The organism is Schinkia acidoalkalinis, from assembly GCF_054301215.1.
This window is the reverse complement of the sequence record NZ_CP182573.1, coordinates 956740-973944: the sequence shown is the minus strand read 5'-3', so window position 1 is coordinate 973944 and position 17205 is coordinate 956740. Positions and strand designations below refer to the sequence as shown.

The 17205-nt window shown below is 35.8% G+C and carries 16 protein-coding genes; 13 read left to right on the top strand and 3 right to left on the bottom strand.

Translation table 11 applies throughout. The features are described from left to right. Positions 1-119 precede the first annotated feature (119 nt). Together ACNQFZ_RS05005 and ACNQFZ_RS05000 are read left to right on the top strand one after the other, a co-directional pair. Positions 120-995, top strand: coding sequence for a glycerophosphodiester phosphodiesterase (locus ACNQFZ_RS05005; protein ID WP_458414252.1), 876 nt, complete (start codon positions 120-122; stop codon positions 993-995). Positions 996-1004: 9 nt separating this feature from the next. Beyond that, positions 1005-1637 (top strand): GDSL-type esterase/lipase family protein, encoded by a 633-nt coding sequence (locus ACNQFZ_RS05000; protein ID WP_458414251.1) that lies wholly within the window; start codon positions 1005-1007, stop codon positions 1635-1637. Between the two features lie 90 nt (positions 1638-1727). Here ACNQFZ_RS05000 and ACNQFZ_RS04995 read toward each other — a convergent pair whose 3' ends face one another. Beyond that, positions 1728-2633: an EAL domain-containing protein gene (locus ACNQFZ_RS04995; protein WP_458414250.1), complete on the bottom strand. Its 906-nt coding sequence runs from the start codon at positions 2631-2633 to the stop codon at positions 1728-1730. A 561-nt stretch (positions 2634-3194) separates the two neighbouring features. Between ACNQFZ_RS04995 and ACNQFZ_RS04990 the strand changes: the two genes are divergently transcribed. Next, on the top strand, positions 3195-4205 hold the full coding sequence (locus tag ACNQFZ_RS04990; RefSeq protein ID WP_458414249.1) for a PstS family phosphate ABC transporter substrate-binding protein: 1011 nt from the start codon (positions 3195-3197) through the stop codon (positions 4203-4205). A gap of 61 nt (positions 4206-4266) precedes the next feature. Here the strand turns inward: ACNQFZ_RS04990 and ACNQFZ_RS04985 are convergent, their stop codons facing one another. Both ACNQFZ_RS04985 and ACNQFZ_RS04980 read right to left on the bottom strand, forming a co-directional pair. Next, entirely contained in the window at positions 4267-6402 is a 2136-nt protein-coding gene (locus ACNQFZ_RS04985) for a heavy metal translocating P-type ATPase (protein WP_458414248.1), read from the bottom strand. Next, on the bottom strand, positions 6395-6763 hold the full coding sequence (locus ACNQFZ_RS04980; RefSeq protein ID WP_458414247.1) for an ArsR/SmtB family transcription factor: 369 nt from the start codon (positions 6761-6763) through the stop codon (positions 6395-6397). The genes ACNQFZ_RS04985 and ACNQFZ_RS04980 overlap by 8 nt, the downstream gene beginning before the upstream one ends. A gap of 300 nt (positions 6764-7063) precedes the next feature. Between ACNQFZ_RS04980 and ACNQFZ_RS04975 the strand changes: the two genes are divergently transcribed. From ACNQFZ_RS04975 to ACNQFZ_RS04930, 10 genes are all read left to right on the top strand, one after another. Further along, a complete protein-coding gene (locus tag ACNQFZ_RS04975; protein WP_458414246.1) occupies positions 7064-7765 on the top strand; it encodes a Crp/Fnr family transcriptional regulator in 702 nt (233 codons plus the stop codon). A gap of 219 nt (positions 7766-7984) precedes the next feature. Continuing rightward, positions 7985-8710 carry an EAL domain-containing protein gene (locus ACNQFZ_RS04970; RefSeq protein WP_458414245.1) on the top strand — a complete coding sequence of 242 codons (726 nt, stop codon included), beginning with the start codon at positions 7985-7987 and terminating at the stop codon, positions 8708-8710. Between the two features lie 33 nt (positions 8711-8743). Further along, positions 8744-9442: a Crp/Fnr family transcriptional regulator gene (locus ACNQFZ_RS04965; protein ID WP_458414244.1), complete on the top strand. Its 699-nt coding sequence runs from the start codon at positions 8744-8746 to the stop codon at positions 9440-9442. Positions 9443-9699: 257 nt separating this feature from the next. Continuing rightward, positions 9700-10065: a DUF2294 domain-containing protein gene (locus ACNQFZ_RS04960; protein ID WP_458414243.1), complete on the top strand. Its 366-nt coding sequence runs from the start codon at positions 9700-9702 to the stop codon at positions 10063-10065. 178 nt (positions 10066-10243) lie between these two features. After that, on the top strand, positions 10244-11758 hold the full coding sequence (locus ACNQFZ_RS04955; protein ID WP_458414242.1) for an NADH dehydrogenase subunit 5: 1515 nt from the start codon (positions 10244-10246) through the stop codon (positions 11756-11758). A gap of 14 nt (positions 11759-11772) precedes the next feature. Then, the gene (locus tag ACNQFZ_RS04950; protein ID WP_458415313.1) at positions 11773-14400 is read left to right on the top strand and encodes a DUF2309 domain-containing protein; all 2628 of its coding nucleotides are present in this window, start codon (positions 11773-11775) and stop codon (positions 14398-14400) included. 228 nt (positions 14401-14628) lie between these two features. Then, complete coding sequence (locus ACNQFZ_RS04945; protein ID WP_458414241.1) at positions 14629-14925, top strand: rhodanese-like domain-containing protein; 297 nt, start codon at positions 14629-14631, stop codon at positions 14923-14925. A 69-nt stretch (positions 14926-14994) separates the two neighbouring features. Beyond that, positions 14995-15570 (top strand): sulfurtransferase TusA family protein, encoded by a 576-nt coding sequence (locus ACNQFZ_RS04940; protein WP_458414240.1) that lies wholly within the window; start codon positions 14995-14997, stop codon positions 15568-15570. A gap of 33 nt (positions 15571-15603) precedes the next feature. Next, positions 15604-15999, top strand: a complete 396-nt coding sequence (locus ACNQFZ_RS04935) for a DsrE/DsrF/DrsH-like family protein (RefSeq protein ID WP_458414239.1) — start codon at positions 15604-15606, stop codon at positions 15997-15999. Between the two features lie 46 nt (positions 16000-16045). Next, a complete protein-coding gene (locus ACNQFZ_RS04930) occupies positions 16046-17179 on the top strand; it encodes an MBL fold metallo-hydrolase (RefSeq protein ID WP_458414238.1) in 1134 nt (377 codons plus the stop codon). Positions 17180-17205: the final 26 nt, after the last annotated feature.

The window sequence follows — 17205 nt, the reverse complement described above, 5'->3', positions numbered from 1 at the left end:
TTAAATCAGAACTCGCACAGAATAGTGAAACAGCCTTTACCCATTTTTTGTTAACACATATAGTAGAGAAGAACCTTTAAAATGAAAAAGAGTGTCACAATAACCGAGGTGGCTTACGAATGTACCTTGTTATACTTTATATACTTTTAATAATTGTTGGCCTAAACGATCATTCTAGCCGCCAAGGGAATCCTCTTTGTATTGCACATAGAGGAGCCTCTGTCATCGCCCCGGAAAATACAATAGCCGCATTTGATAAAGCACTTCAATTAAAAGCGGATTATATCGAAATGGATATCCAAATGACGAAAGACCAGAAGCTTGTCGTTATACATGATACGAAGGTCAACCGTACCACTAACAGTAAAGGGTTTGTGAAAAACTTTACACTGGAAGAACTCCAAACATTGGATGCAGGGAGCTGGTTTCATCCAAGTTATAAATATGAGAGAATTCCTACATTAAGAGAAGTGTTCCGAAGATATAATGGAAAAATCAAATTTTTAATTGAATTAAAAGATCCCCAATTGTATCCGGGTATTGAAAAAAAGTTAAAAAGAGAATTAATGGAATGGAATTTGCATAACAGAGGAGATTCTTCTGTTATTGTGCAATCGTTTAATCCGATATCACTAAAAAAGCTCCACAAGTTGCTACCAGAGATTCCAAAAGGCTTCCTAGCTAGTCTCCCTCCTTATGAAGAACAACTAAAATCCTTAACTCATTGTGAATTTATTAATATTCATTATTTAGGGGCAACCCCAAATATGATTGAACTGTATAAAGAAAATAATTTTAAAAACTTTGTATGGCCTGTAAATGAAAGGGCTATATATGAAAAATTGAAGAAGATGCCTATTGATGGAATCATTACCGATTGTCCAAATCGATTACAACCTGAGTTAAATAGTAACTTAGACTATTTTTTTAGAAAAATGGGAGAAATTGTTCTGTTTTTATCCCACTTGAACATTCAGGGGAAATTAATCAATTGAGGTGAAAATATGGGAACCAATCCATTGCGTTATCTTGCGTTAGGCGATTCACTAACTGTTGGTGTGGGGGTTCCAGCTTTTGAGCCCGCGTTTGTTGAATATTATAAACAATTAAGCGAGCAAACTTTACAAACATGTATTCAATATAAGAAATATGCCCATTCAGGTGCAACGACAGCAGACGTATTATCAATGCTATGTCTCCCGATTGTTGTGGAAGCTGTAAAATATGCAAATATCATTACGATTACTGCTGGCGGTGATGATTTAATAAATGCCGCCAAGCAGTTTACTATTCATCATAATGATGGAATTTTGGTGCAGGCTATTGAACAATCACGACGAAATTACTCCGCAATACTAGAAAAAATTTATCAAATGGAAAAACAAGACCGTTACATCATCCGATTATCGAATTTATATAACCCATTTCCTAATATCTCTATAGCAGATCAAGAGATTAAAATGTTTAATTCATTGATTGCTAAATTCGATTGCCAGAAAAATGTTAGGGTTGCAGATATTCATAGTGTATTTAAAGGACGAGAACACGAATTATTATCAATCGGAGGGATTCATCCCAATTGTGCAGGCTATTATCGAATGGCATTAGCCTTTCATCAGCTGGGTTTTGGGAGTTAAATGAAAAAAATAAGCCGTAGAATTGGATTGTTGATCCAACAATGATAACATGTTGGTGCACAATCATTCTAAGGCTTTTTTTAGGTTTAATTACCGGCTTTCTCTTGATTGCACGAGAGACATCATAGGTAAAAGCGGCATACTCCCAGGTCTTACATCCTCTTTTGGTTTTCCAAGAGCATATCCCTGACCGTAATGTACCCCTTTTTCGCGTATAAACCTTAGTTCATTCACTGTTTCTATTCCTTCTGCAATAACTTTTGTAAAAGATTGTTTAGCATATTCGATGATTAAAGTAACCAATTGTTGTTGCGCTGGGTTTTGCTCAATATTTTGGATAAGTGATCGATCAAGTTTTATAAATTCAGGTTTCAAATATATTAATGTTTTGAGGCTGTTATATCCTGATCCTACATCATCAATTGCAATTCGAAAGCCCTGTGAACGATAATTTGAGAGCACTTTTTCAAACAAACAAAAGTCAGTAACTGCACTTTTCTCTGTCAGTTCAAAAACAACCTGTCTAGGCTCTATACCTAGTTCATATAAAAGTTGAAGAGTCTCACCGCTTTGGTAATTGACATCTAATAGCACCTTGGGATGAATATTTATAAAAATCAATGAGGTATTCTGGCGTGCTTCTTCTGTTAAATTATCGATAAAACGTGTGAGGGATAAATTTCTACAAAAGCATTCAAAAGAAAATACCTGATCTGTTTGGCCAACAAAATCGTAAAATGCTTCAGTATTCGGGAAAAGGCTTGAAGCTGCGGGACGGTTTAATACTTCATAGCCGATTGTCTTTCCAGAATCTAATTTTAGAATCGGTTGAAAAAATGTATCTAATGACTTATTCTCCATTATTTTCTTTAATTCTATAAATCGTTTATAATTCAAAAGTTCTTTTTTTCTTCTATTGTTTAAATACTTCAAATATGAGTAAAAGGTAGTATTTCCCACCGACGAGAATAACTGACTATTAATATGACTATCCATTGGTTTCACCTTCTTTACATGTTATCCAGTGATTATTGAGACAAGTATCAGCATGATCATTGTTTTCCGAATGCTTATTTTCATCATTCGAAATCCTCCATCACTATTTATTTTTATTCGTTACCAGTAATTTCTACCTTTAGGATAAAACATTGATGTTAACTGGATATTAAGATGCACTTAAAAAAATGTAAATTTCCCATGATATCTTTACAAAAACTTAATGACGAAGCCCTTTAGTCCAAGAGAAGTGGTTGCGCGAGTAAAAGCGATTCTGAGAAGAAATCTGTTAGTAAATAATGAAGAAATTAGAGAAATAGCTAATGAAGATAAAATAGTAGTTGGCGACTTTAAAATCTTTCCTGAACGTTTTGAAGTCTATATTCGTGAGGACTATTCGAGGAGTGGGGTATAAGTTTGAAGAACTAAAATGATTTGTTTTGTAAATTTTAAAAAAAGCTTGTTTTACAAAATATTAATATTAGCTTTATACGTATTTAATACAAAATAAGTAAAGTAGATTTTGAGAAAGATAGAAAAGTACATAGGAGGAATTTGGAAATGAAAAACATGAAAAACTTGATTTTAATGCTGGTAATGGTAGCATTAGTTGCTTTTACAGCTGCATGTGGTGGACAAAAGACAACTGAATCACAGGCTAAAGGCGAACAACCAGGAGATAAAACGGAACAGACTGCAAAATTAGAGGGGGACGTTATTGTTGATGGTTCAGGTACTGTTTATCCATTAATGGCACGCCTTGCTGAAGAGTATATGACAACAGCCCAAGAAAACGTAAGTGTTCAAGTAGGTCGTGCAGGTTCATCAGCGGGCTTTAAAAAGTTTATTCCAGGTGAACTTGATTTCTCTGATGCTTCAAGACCAATCAAAGATGAGGAAATTTCTCAGCTTGAACAAAAAGGCATGAAGATGGGTGAAAATGTATTAGAAATGAAACTTGCTTATGATGGCTTAACGATTGTTATTAATAAAGAAAATACATGGGCAAAAGATATGACGAAAGAAGAAATTATTAAGATGTTTACTTCTGGAAAAGTAAAAGCGGATGATAAAGTGTTATGGTCTGATATTCGTCCTGATTGGCCGAAAGAAGAAGTGAAGTTTTTTGGACCAAATGAAAACCATGGAACATACGAATTTTTCTTTGAAAACATTCTTGATGAACAGCCATTAGTTAAATCAATTAATCTACAACAAGAATATTCAACATTAGTAGACTTGGTATCTAAAGATAAAAATGCGATCGCTTATTTTGGCTATGGTTACTATGCAAGTAATACAGACAAATTACAAGCTGTTAATGTAGACTTTGGTAATGGCCCAGTTGCACCAGGCTTAGATACGATTGGTGAAGATAAAGATTATGCACCATTCACTCGCCCAGTATTTACTTACCTAAATGTGGATTATGCAAAAGAAAAACCACAGGTATTGGATTATGCAAAATTCGTAGTAGAAAATGCTGATGATTTCGCAGGTGAAACAGGATTCGCACCAATGAACCAAGAAACATTAAAAGGCTATCTTGACCAATTAAATGCGATTAAATAATAGTAAGTAAAAAAATAAATGAAAAAAGAGAGAAGTGAATTAAATCGACTTCTCTCTTTTTTTAATCTTTCACTCTTAATAATCTTAAACTATTTAGGGTCACAATCAACGTTGCTCCCATATCTGCAAATATCGCAATCCAAAGGGTTAACCAACCTGGTATGACTAAAAGCAATGCCAATGCTTTTACTGCTAAAGAGAAAGTAATATTCTGCTTAATCGTTCCCAACGCTTTTCGACTTAATTTTATAGTAAATGGCAATTTTCTAAGATCATCGGACATTAACGCTATATCAGCGGTTTCAAGTGCAGTATCAGTTCCAGCACCACCCATTGCAACACCAATTGTCGATGCGGCAAGTGCTGGTGCGTCGTTTACGCCATCACCAACCATCGCCACACTATGATATTTTTTACGGAGATTTTTAATAAAGTTTAATTTATCCTCTGGCAATAAATCAGCTTCTATTTCAGACACACCTGCTTCTTTTCCAATTGCTTGTGCTGTTCTTTGATTATCTCCGGTAAGCATAACTGTTTTTTCGATTCCAAGTTGATGTAGTTTTTGAATAATCTCTTTTGATGTACTTCTCAATTGGTCTCTTACAGCAATTAAACAAAGAATTTTCTTCTCTGTTCCGAGAATCATGACTGTTTTCCCATGTGATTGAAGGGTTGAAATTTTTTCCGTAATAGCGTGATTATCAATGCCGTTCGCGATGATATCCACAAAAAAGGAAGGACTTCCTACGTAATACAATTCATTATTTACGTATGCCTTTACCCCTTTTCCAGTTATAGATTGAAAGTCTTCGACAACAACATCTTGGTAATTTACTGCGGATTCCTCTGTCTTTTTCATAATCGCTGAAGCAAGGGGGTGCTGGGACCCTTTTTCAATTGCTGCAGTTATAGCCAATAATTTAAATTCATCCTCGCCAAATGTTTCAATATCTGTCACTACAGGAAGGCCTTCAGTCAGTGTTCCTGTTTTATCAAAGGCAATGACTTTTAAAGAACCTGCTTCCTCTAAATGGATGCCGCCTTTAATTAATACTCCATTTCTTGCAGCATTTCCAATGGCAGTAACAACAGAAACGGGGGTGGAGATCACTAAGGCACAAGGACATCCAACTACTAACACAGACAACCCTTGATAAATCCAATGGCTCCAATCGCCGCCTAATAATGGCGGGATGATTGCAATCAAAAAGGCTAAGACAACAATGACTGGTGTATAATATTTTGCGAATTTATCAACGAACGCCTGAGAGGGCGCGCGTTCAGCTTGAGCTTCCTCAACTAAATGAATGATTTTTGCCAACGTTGTATCTTCCACTAATTTTGTTACTTTTACTTCAATTAATCCTTCTTCATTTAGTGTGCCGGCAAACACTTCATCATCAATAGTCTTTGTAACAGGTACCGATTCTCCCGTAATCGCAGCTTGATTTAGAGTAGAAGTCCCTTTAACGACGACCCCATCCATTGCCAACTTTTGTCCAGGTTTTACAATCATAATGTCGCCAACTTGAATGTGATCCACACTAATCATGAACTCTTGATTTCCTCGTCTTATTAACGCTTCCTTTGGTGCAATATCCATTAATGATTCAATGGACTGACGGGCTTTATCCATTGAAAAACGCTCCAACGCTTCGCTAAGGGCAAAAAGAATCACAACGGTGGCTCCTTCACTCCATTCCCCAATCAGCGCAGCTCCGATGATGGCAATTGTCATAAGCGTACTCATATCAAACCTAAATCTGCTTAAATTTTTAAGGCCTTTACTAAACAATGTGTAACCGCCAATTAGAATCGATGCTGCATAACAAATCGTTGGTGAAATATTTCCCTCACCGTAATGCTGACCTAAAAACCAAGCAATCAACAGTAATAAAGTAGAAACATAGACTTTAAGGTTTTCTTTTTGCTTCCAAATTGGTTCCCTTTCGATTCTTTGTTCCCTTTCGTCCCGCAATTTTAAGTTTTCAAAAGCACCTGCTTTTTCGAGTGCTTCAATTGTTGTACTTCCATATACTGTAATCTTCGAGGCGCCAAAATTAACTTGAGCATCTATAACACCATCCAGGTGTTTCACATTCTCTTCGAATGTTTTTGCACAGCTTGCTCAGGAAAAGCCCTGTACTCTATAAGTTTTGGTATCTTGGTTATTTAAAATAGCTTGTTCAGACATTGATTTCTACCTCTCTAGTATGTGCGAATGCAATGTCCATTAACTGTTTTACATGGTCATCGTCAAGCGAATAAAAAGCCAACTTGCCTTCTTTTCGATATTTTACAATCCCTTGTTTATGAAGAGTACGTAAATGATGAGATGTTGTAGCAACAGTCGCACCAATGATATTGGCCACGTCACATACACATAGCTCATCATCCTGGCATAGGGCATAAGTAATTTTTGCTCTATTTTCATCTGCAAGTGCTTTAAAAAGTTGTGCCACACTACCTAAATCCTCTTTTGGCATTTCACTCTGGATCCGATTCACCTTATCTTCGTTAAAGCAATAAATATCGCATGTATCTTTTGTGACCATTTCATTTTCACACCTTTATTTTTATTCAAATGAACGTTTGAATATATTATAAACAATTTTCCAATCAATATTCAAATGATAATTTGAATAAGTTAAAATATATGACGTGTTCCATGGTTGTATAGTAATATAATGAATAAATGATAATTATTAAATTGCTGAATCTCAATGGAAAATTTGCCTAGCCTGTCACTGCTGGTATTAAAGCGAAATAATAGATTAGAAAGTATCAAAAGTGTTACTTCTTCTATTACTCCTCATGAATCAAAAATAATAATAATTTAATTTCAGGTGATAAGTATGAAAACTTTTTTCGAAAACTTTCCTTCTAGTCAGTTAAGCGAAATACTCTATAATACTGAACATGTCATGAAGATAAAAAAAGGAACTTACTTATGTCAAGAAGGTATGCCTATTGATGAATTGTATATTGTTAAAAATGGATGGGTTATGGTAAGTAAAATATCCCATGAAGGAAAAGAGTTAGCACTCGAGATATACACAACTGGTGATATTATTGGAGTAATCACACTTTTTACAGCCAAAGTAAAACATTTATTGAACGCGAAGGTACTTGAAGATGGGGAAGTTTACGTAGTTAAAAAGGAGTATCTCGAACAGACTTTAATGCAAAACAGTGATCTTGCGGTTCAATATATTAAGTGGATGAATATGCGCTTTCAAAATACACAAACAAAACTTCGCCATTTAATTTTGTATGGGAAAAAAGGTGCTCTTTATTCAACCATTATTCGTCTAGCAAATAAATACGGTGTAGAAGAGGAAAACGGTGATATTGTTCTTAATATGCCTTTGAATAATCAAGAATTAGCTTATTTTTGCGGTACTTCTCGTGAAACAGTGAACCGTATGTTAAAGGATCTCAGCAACCGAAAAGTTTTATCAGTTTTCCATAGAAATATCATTATTCATAATCCTGATTATTTACGTAATGAAACCTCTTGTGGAAATTGTCCTTTGTTAAATTGTTGCACCATTTAATCATTCCATTTCCACATTCATATATCTTTATGATTGTTACAAACATAATATGCCAAAAAAATGCTATTTTCCGCAAAAATGTGATAAAAATCATATTTTTGATAAATTTTTAACTGGTAAAATAAGGCCCATAAATATAAAAGATGTAAAACAAAATTTAATAAATTAATTACTATAAAAAACTTTTTTGTTTGAATTTTTGGAAATGGGGGAGGTCATATGAGCGGACTACTAAAGAAAATTGTGGGTTTTCAAAATAGTACTAGCCAATTATATCAGCCATTGTTTAGACTTGCTGATTGGAACATCCATGGATACGAAGTGTTACTTCAATACAAAATACTTGGAAGTAATATTTTATGCAATAAAGTGGCAAAGGACCATAACCAAATATTTCAAGCGGAAACATTCTCTATGAAGCAATCTTTGATAGCAAATATTCATAGCAAAAACAAACTTTTATTTTTTAAAGTTTCTACTTCAACTCTTTGTCATCCAAATTTTAAATATTTTATTGATAGCCTTTTTAAGAAATTTGAGATTCCTACTAAAAGAACAGTAATTGAAATTCATGAAAAAAATAGTCAAATAATGGAAAAAATATCCAAATCAAAAAAAGTTCTTTCTTTCTTGAAGCAAAGCGGTTTTCTGATTAGCTTTGTTGATGTGGATAGCCAACAAACCACGTTTAAGAAAATTGCAATATTTGAGCCAGAGTATATTAAATTGAAAAAATCTTTCGCTAAAAATCTAATGAATTCTGAAGAAAATCAAAGGATTATTAGGGAGTTTGTGAATAAATATCGCAACGATATTCATGTAGTGTTAGGTGGAATTGAGGAACCCACTTCTCTTGCCCTCGCAAAATATATCGGAGTGCCTTTTGTCCAAGGAGATTTATTGGGTGAACCTATTAACTTAACAAAAAATCGAGTTTGTTTTTAATCATAGCTTGTATAAGCTGCTAAGTGGGCTTCATTGAAGAGATTTTATCAAAAGTGGGTGTTAATGATGAGCAACATTCAAAATAAAAGTTTCTCCAATGAGTTTAGAGACATGCTTTATTCATCAAATCAAACAATGAAAATAAATAAAGGGACCTTCTTATTTCAAGAAGGAATGCCGGCAAATGAATTATATGTTATTCAAAAAGGTTGGATTAGGGAGAGTGGAGTTTCCCATACAGGAAAAGAGATATCTTTTTGTATTTATTCAGTAGGAGATATGGTTGGAGAAAAAATGCTATTTGTAAATAACGGAAAACGGTCATCGAATACGGTCGTACTTGAAGATGGTGAGGTAATCGTCATCAAAAAAGATTATTTTGAGAAGAAATTGCTACAAAATCATAATCTATTGAATGAGTATATGAAGTGGTTGAATGAGGAATATCAAGAAACATTATCAAAATTCCGTGATTTGATTTTATTTGGGAAAAAAGGAGCACTTTATTCAACCATAATTCGTTTATCAAAGAAATTTGGAGACATAAAAGACAATGGGGATATAGTATGTAATACGCCCTTAACAATTCAAGATTTAGCTTATTTTTGTGGAACAAATCGCGAAACTGTCTATAGAATGTTACATGATCTTCGGAAACATAAAGTACTATCCATGTATCACGGGAAAATAATCATTCACGACTATAACCATCTTTTGAATGAAATCACTTAAAATATGGGGAACATGAGATGGTTTTTTGTTGACATTTCTACTGTTTTAGTATAAATTATTACTAAATTTAAAACCGAGTGATATTATTTAACTTCTTTTACTTTAAAGGCTTTAGCATCCTATTAAATATCCAATTTGGTAGTATGAAAAAGTTCTAATTTAGAAAATGAAGGATAGAATAAAATAAATCGGTATATTTCTAAACTTGGGAAATTAGTTTAGAAGTATACCGATTTTTGTTATAGGGGGTTGTTTTTATGAAACAAAAAACAAAGGGGTCTGTTGAGTCGGAGATTAGTAAGGCGATTACTCAATGGGAAAAGGACTTTCTTGGACGTGGGTCGATTGCTGTTAAAACAGATATTTTACGAGATATGATTATTGTGAACCTGCAAGGGATTTTAACACCTGCTGAACATTCTGTTTGTGAAACAAAAGAGGGCATCCTATTAATTAAAAAAGCCCGCTCCGAATTAGTTGAATCAGGTATAGAGGAACTAAAGGAAATGGTTTTAACAATAACTGGGGAAGAAGTAAAAAGTTTTCATACTGATATAAGTACGAATACAGGGGAACGGGTTATTGTTTTTAAATTGCATAATGATTTGGAAAAAAATTATTAGTTTAGATATTAAATATTCTAGGGAGATTTTCATAAGATTGACGGATCAGATGAAGATAAACCGACAATTCAGTATAAGTGGGACCAAACCGCTTTACTTCTGAATTTGTCGGTTTTTTTTATACTAATTAGAAAGTCGTGTCTTTCTAATTTGGTCAAATGTTTGAGGAGGAAAGCAAATGTATTCGATTAGCACATCATTACTACTTACGTTATTTTTCGTATTACTCATTCTATCCGGGATAAGTGGATTATTGCTATTACACAAACGTGTGCCTTTACATTTTGTTCGTTTACATGTCGGTATGGTTGCTTTACCACCAGTAGTTGCATTAATGGGTCTTTTTAATTCAGAAGTGAATAATATTCTTGGACCTTGGCATCTGGACCGCCTTGCCTGGCTGGTGGCTTGTTTTGTACTTACGGTCGGTTTAGTCATTCAAAGGTTCACTATACGATATTTGCTTGGGGATCATTCATATAGAAAATACTTTCCATTGTTTACATTCACAACAGGTTTTGCAGCTGTTGCTTGGTTAAGTGATGATTTTCGTTTATTGATTATATGTTGGGGGCTAACCCTTACAGGATTGATATTCCTTCTACGTTTAAACAGAGGATGGAAGGTAACGAATGTAGTCGCAACCTATACGGCCCGTTTATTTGCAGTTAGTTGGCTCACTTTCCTCAGCGCTGTAATTTGGCTTTATCAAGTGACGGGAAACTGGCAGATGTCCCATGTACTTACTAATGAAAACTTATTGTCACTCAGTTCTTGGGAGAGGACAGGGATTAACTTATTGGTGATAGTAGCAGTCATGATTCCCGCTGCTCAATGGCCATTTCAGCGTTGGCTAATTGAGTCTGTCGTTTCACCTACTCCAGTTTCAGCAATCATGCATGCTGGCTTAGTAAATGCCGGTGGAATCATATTAACTAGATTCTCACCGCTGTTTAATGGTGATATCTCTCAAATGATTTTGCTTATCTTTGCTAGTATTTCTGTCTTGATTGGAACTGGAATAAGTTTAGTTCAGGTTGACTATAAACGTCAGTTAGTAGGTTCTACGATTGCGCAGATGGGATTTATGCTCATTCAATGTGCATTAGGGGCGTATATTGCAGCCATTATACATCTTGTGCTACACGGCTTATTCAAAGCAACGCTTTTCTTACAAAGTGGTTCTGCGGTTCATCACCATGAAGAATCGCTCAGTGTAAATGAAACATCATCAAAGATATGGAAACATAGCGGACGCGCTTTGGGCTTGTTTGTTGGAGTTATGTATTGGCTATTAGCTCCCTATGGGGGATATACATTAATTAGTGCCTTAATCTTTGGATGGTCCATATCATTTTCTTGGACACGACTTGTTTCTTCAGGGGTTGGGAAAATAAGCCGGGTAGCAGGTATGACCCTATTAGGTGGATTCGTAATGGGATACCTACTCATCCATAAACTATTTGATGATTTGCTTCATTCATCTGTTTATCAATTTGCGGAGCCGTCAATGAAGGCTGCAACCATCATTGTTTTAATGTTGTTGGTTTGTAGTGAAATTGGAATAAGGATAACACGTAATCGTTCATCTGCAGCCTTTGCTACTCTTTATCTCTGGGCCGTACGATTAGGAGAAGCAAAAACAAGGTCTGTAGAAAGTCATCCAAATTATCTTAAACAATATTTATCTTAGGGAGGGAGTTCATGATGGGCGTACCGTCAGCTTTATCCAAAGAGCCAAAAATACAAAATCAGAGCTCTTTTATAAAAAAAATTAATTTACCTGATATAGTCAAGTCAGCTAGTAGGGTCATTGTCCCACTTTCACCTATTTCAACATTTGCTGCGCGTAATCCCTGGATAGGACTTGAAGAACAATCATTTGAACAGGTAGCCAGATGGTTAAAAAATATTCATGATATTGATATTTTTCCTAATGCTAGAATGGTTCTTAACGCAAAAAGCCATGATGAAATAGATGAAGAGTTTCTTAAAGCGGGTCTCGAGCGTTGGCTCGACTCACAATCTTTTAATTTCCCGCGGGAGTATGCGGAGCGCTTTTGTCGTGCAGCCTTAAAGCTAGAGGAGTTACCTGCTAATCTTATGGAATCAGAAGAGCTAAAAAAACTAGCTTCCAAATTTAAAAGTGTTAAGTTAAGAAGTTTTGAAACAGAAAAAAGACAACCGTTAAGTGTGGTATTGGATCATACATTTGGTATGAATGTAACGAATGGCCTCAATCATCAAGTCATCAAATGGTGTAAGCTATACTCGGATGATTCTCAAGCAGGCTGGACAATGCCAAATAAAGAGATTGGGTTTTATCGTGCGTGGCATCAGCTTATTCAGCACGATCCAGCACTAAGTAGAAAGCAACGGAAATATTTAAAGGATTGGCCAAAGGAAGCGAATATTGCTTTAGAAAAAGCATTGTCAGCACTAAGAATTCCGCAGTCTGATATACAGAATTATCTAGAGGGCCACTTGCTGCAACTACCTGGATGGGCAGGCATCTTGCTTTGGCGAGCACAAGAAAATGGGGAGGAATATTCACGTATAACAGAGTATTTAGCAGTTAGAATTTCCTTGGAGTGGGCATTGGTAAAACCATATCTTCATTTGCTAAATCAAGGTTCTCAGAAAAAAGACTCAATACTTGCCCTGATAGTTTCTTGGATTCATTGGGGGGAGCTTTCAATTGAAGAATGGAGTCGATTATCATTTTCTAATCAAACTGAGTATATAAGATTCTCCAGCTGTTTTGATCACGTGGTGCGCAGAAAACTTTGGCTAGAAGCATGGGAACAAACATATGAATACCAGCTAAGAGGGAAAATCACTTCTAGGCAAGGTGTTTGGAACAAAACAAAATTCCAACCACCATTGGCCCAGTTTGCCTTCTGTATTGACGTACGTTCAGAGCCTTTTCGACGTCAACTTGAACAGGAAGGCCCATTTGAAACCTATGGAGTTGCTGGATTTTTTGGGTTACCGATTAGCACTAGTAAATTAGGGAGCCACTCTAGTCACTCATCTTTGCCAATTATTCTTAAACCGAAACATAAAGTAATTGAAATAACGAGTGATTCAGAGCAAAACGAATATAAACAACGTCGACAAGTAGTTCAATCGATTGGATATACATTTAAAAAGATGAAACAAAACGTGTTGGCGAACCTTTTGTTACCAGAGTTAAGTGGTCCATGGCTTAGTCTACAAATGTTGGGCCGCAGCTTTTTTCCACAAAAAGCTGGATCTTTTATACGACAAGTCCGTGATAGCTGGTTATCCAAACCAAAAACAAATGTCACACTTGATCATGTATACGGAAAAAATGCAGAAATACCGATTGGTTTTTCCGAGGAAGAAAAAGTGAACTATGTACGGCAATCTCTGAAAATGATGGGGCTTACAAATAATTTTGCCCCATTAGTGGTGATTTGTGGTCACGGAAGTCATAGTACAAACAATCCTTATGGGGCTGCTCTTGACTGTGGTGCCTGTGGTGGGGCTGCTGGTGGGTTCAATGCCAGAGTGTTAGCAACCTTGTGTAATCTGCCAAAGGTAAGGGAGTCCCTATCAATGGAAGGGATAAAAATTCCAGAGGAAACGGTATTCATAGCTGCCGAGCATATTACAACTGTGGATGAATTAAAGTGGCTCTATGTCCCTGAACTTTCAAATCCAGCTCAAGAAGCATTTGCCCTTATTGAAGCAATATTATCAAAAGTGAGTCAAAATTCTAATGCAGTACGTTTGTCAAAATTACCTAATTTAAAATTGGAATTAAAAAATCCAAAGGTTGAGGCACACCGATTGGCAGAGGACTGGAGTGAGGTTCGCCCAGAATGGGGATTAGCGCGGAATGCCGCTTTTATCATAGGTAGACGTGAACTTACCCAGGATTGTGACTTGGAGGGTCGAGTATTCCTTCATAATTATGATTGGAAACAGGATGAAAGTGGTGAAATTTTAGCCAACATTATGAAAGGCCCAGCTACGGTTGCGCAAATGATTAATCTACAATATTATGCGTCAACTGTCGCACCGCATTATTATGGCAGCGGAAACAAAGCTACCCAAACCGTTACAGCTGGTCTAGGTGTAATGCAGGGAAACGCTAGTGATTTGCTAGCAGGACTACCTTGGCAATCAGTGATGAAATCCGATTCTGAATCCTATCACTCTCCACTTCGTTTACTAATCGTAATTGAAGCACCTAGCGGCCATGTGGAACGCCTATTAAACGCTGATTCAGCAACTCGTCAAAAAGTGCAAAATGGCTGGGTTCGACTGACAAGTATTGATCAAGAAGGGCATTGGATAAACTGGTAGAAACACTGGGGACAGTAGACAGTTTAACATCTTTTTATGTTTTTAAATTAGATATGTTGACAAAATACCCAATGGGGTATAATATAAAACTTGTCAGTGATATTAATCACTGTTTAAGATAACTTTTCAAAAGTAGTTGGTTACAAAATTGTATGAAATTAACACTTCGGAGGTTTACTATATGAATGCTGTTAAAGTAAACAATAACCATATGGAGGTCTTTAAAAGGTGAAAACGATAACTGCTAAACAACTAGAAGAATTACTCAAAGATGGTAAAGAATTAAAACTAATTGATGTACGTGAGGTAGATGAAGTGTCTGCTGGGAAAATTCCTGGTGCTGATAATATTCCTTTGGGATTACTTGAGTTTCGCATGAATGAGTTGGATAAATCAAAAGACTATATCATCGTTTGTCGATCCGGCGCTAGAAGTGGTAGGGCAACACAATTTCTTGAAAGCTATGGGTATAAGGTGAAAAATATGACAGGCGGAATGCTTGCCTGGAAAGGGCCTGTAGAATAATTTTTTTTAAGTTATAAATACCCATACCTGTAAATATATATAATGAGAGATGCTAAATGGAGGTTTGTAATGAATAACATAAAGGCTAATGTAATTGTTGATGCAAAAGGATTATCTTGTCCTATGCCAATTGTAAAAACAAAAAAGGCCATAAATGATCTTGAGGCTGGTCTAGTATTGGAAATTCAAGCAACTGATAAAGGCTCAAAAGCTGATATTAAAGCATGGGCAGAAAGTACGGGGAATCAATATTTAGGTACACTGGAAGATGAACAGGTGCTGAAGCATTATATTCGAAAGTCTTCAAATGATGAAACACTTGAGAGAAATCACCCCAATGTTATTACTAATGAAGAATTGGATATAAAATTAAAAAACAATGAAGAGATTGTTGTGCTGGATGTAAGAGAAGAAGCAGAGTTTGGTTTTAATCATATTCCAGTTGCACTATCCATTCCGTTAGGGGATTTAGAAAATTGTATAAATGAACTAAATAAAGAGGATGAAATTTATGTAATCTGCCGTACTGGTAACCGGAGTGACCTAGCTGCTCAGAAGCTTTCTGCAAAAGGCTTTGCTCAAGTTTTCAATGTCATACCTGGTATGAGTCAATGGACTGGAAAAACGACAGGATTTAATAAATAAAAATTGTGTATAAACAATTAGGAGGAATTTGAAATGAGTAAAAAAGTCGCGATTATTGCAAGTAATGGTGGAGTATTTGAAGCATATAAGGTGTTTAATATTGCTACGGCCGCAGCCGCAACCGATATGGAAGTTACAATTTTCTTTACGTTTGAAGGATTAAACTTAATTCACAAGGAAGCAAATAAACAACTTCCAATGCCTGAGGGAAAAGAACATTTTGCAGAAGGTTTTGCAAAAGCAAATGTTCCTGCCATTCCCGAATTAGTAGACATGGCACAAGAGCTGGGTGTGAAATTTATTGGCTGTCAGATGACAATGGATGTAATGGGACTAGAAAAAGACATATTTGTCGACGGAATAGAGGTTGGCGGTGCAGTAACATTTCTAGAATATGCAAAAGATGCAGATATCACGTTAACATTCTAATATAAATTTTTTTGCAACAACAAATACTATAGGGGGTAAATGGAGGATGACTGTAAATATATTGACTGCAAAAGATGTTACTGAAAAAGTTTTAAATAAAGAGCAATTATTCATTTTAGATGTTCGAAATGAAAGTGATTTTAATGATTGGAAAATAGAAGGAATAAACTTCGATTATTTCAATATACCATATTTCGAATTATTAGATGGAATTGAACCTATCCAAGATAAGCTGCCTACTAATAAGGAAATTCTCGTTGTTTGCGCCAAGGAAGGCTCATCAAAAATGGTAGCTGAATTTTTAGATGAAGCCGGCATAAGCTCTTCTTATTTAGAAGGCGGGATGAAATCGTGGAGCGAGTTTTTGCACAAAACAAAAGTCTATGAAGATCAAAATGTGACGGTCTACCAGTTTATTCGTGTAGGCAAAGGCTGTCTTTCTTATATGGTTGTTTCCGAAGGGGAAGCACTGATTGTAGATCCTTCAAGATTTGTAACGCAATATGAAGAGGCAGCCCGAGAAGCGGGGGCTATCATTAAGCATGTTGTTGATTCCCATCTCCATGCAGACCATATTTCGGGTGGTAAAGTGCTCGCTGATAAAACAGGGGCTAATTACTACTTGATGAAAAGTGAAGGGGCTACATTTGACTTCAATCCTTTAGAAGAGCATGAGAAAATTGTATTTAAAAATGTAACACTTGAGGTATTAGCGGTTAAAACACCTGGTCATACACCAGGAAGTGTATCATTCTTTGTAAATAACAAGCTATTATTCTCAGGAGATACTATTTTTGTGAGCGGATTAGGACGTCCTGACCTTGGTAATAAGGTAAGAGAATGGGCAAAGGATTTATACAATACTGTTTATTCCAAGATATCAGAAATTGCGGATGACGTAATTGTCCTTCCAGGCCACTATGCAAGCTTAGACGATGAAAAGAATGAGTCCGGTTTTATTGGAGCAACACTTGGGGATATTCGTAGAAGAAATGAGAAGATGTTTAACACACCAGAAAGGGACTTCCTTGACCAAGTTGAAAAATCAGCTAGTTCAGTAAAACCACCAAACTTTGAGGAAATTGTTACCATTAACCGCGGTATGCTGTCAGCAGATGCTGAAAAAATGCAAGAACTAGAAATTGGTCCAAACCGTTGTGCTGTTCATCATATAGGGTAATCAGGTTAGCTAAATAAGGAGGTAAA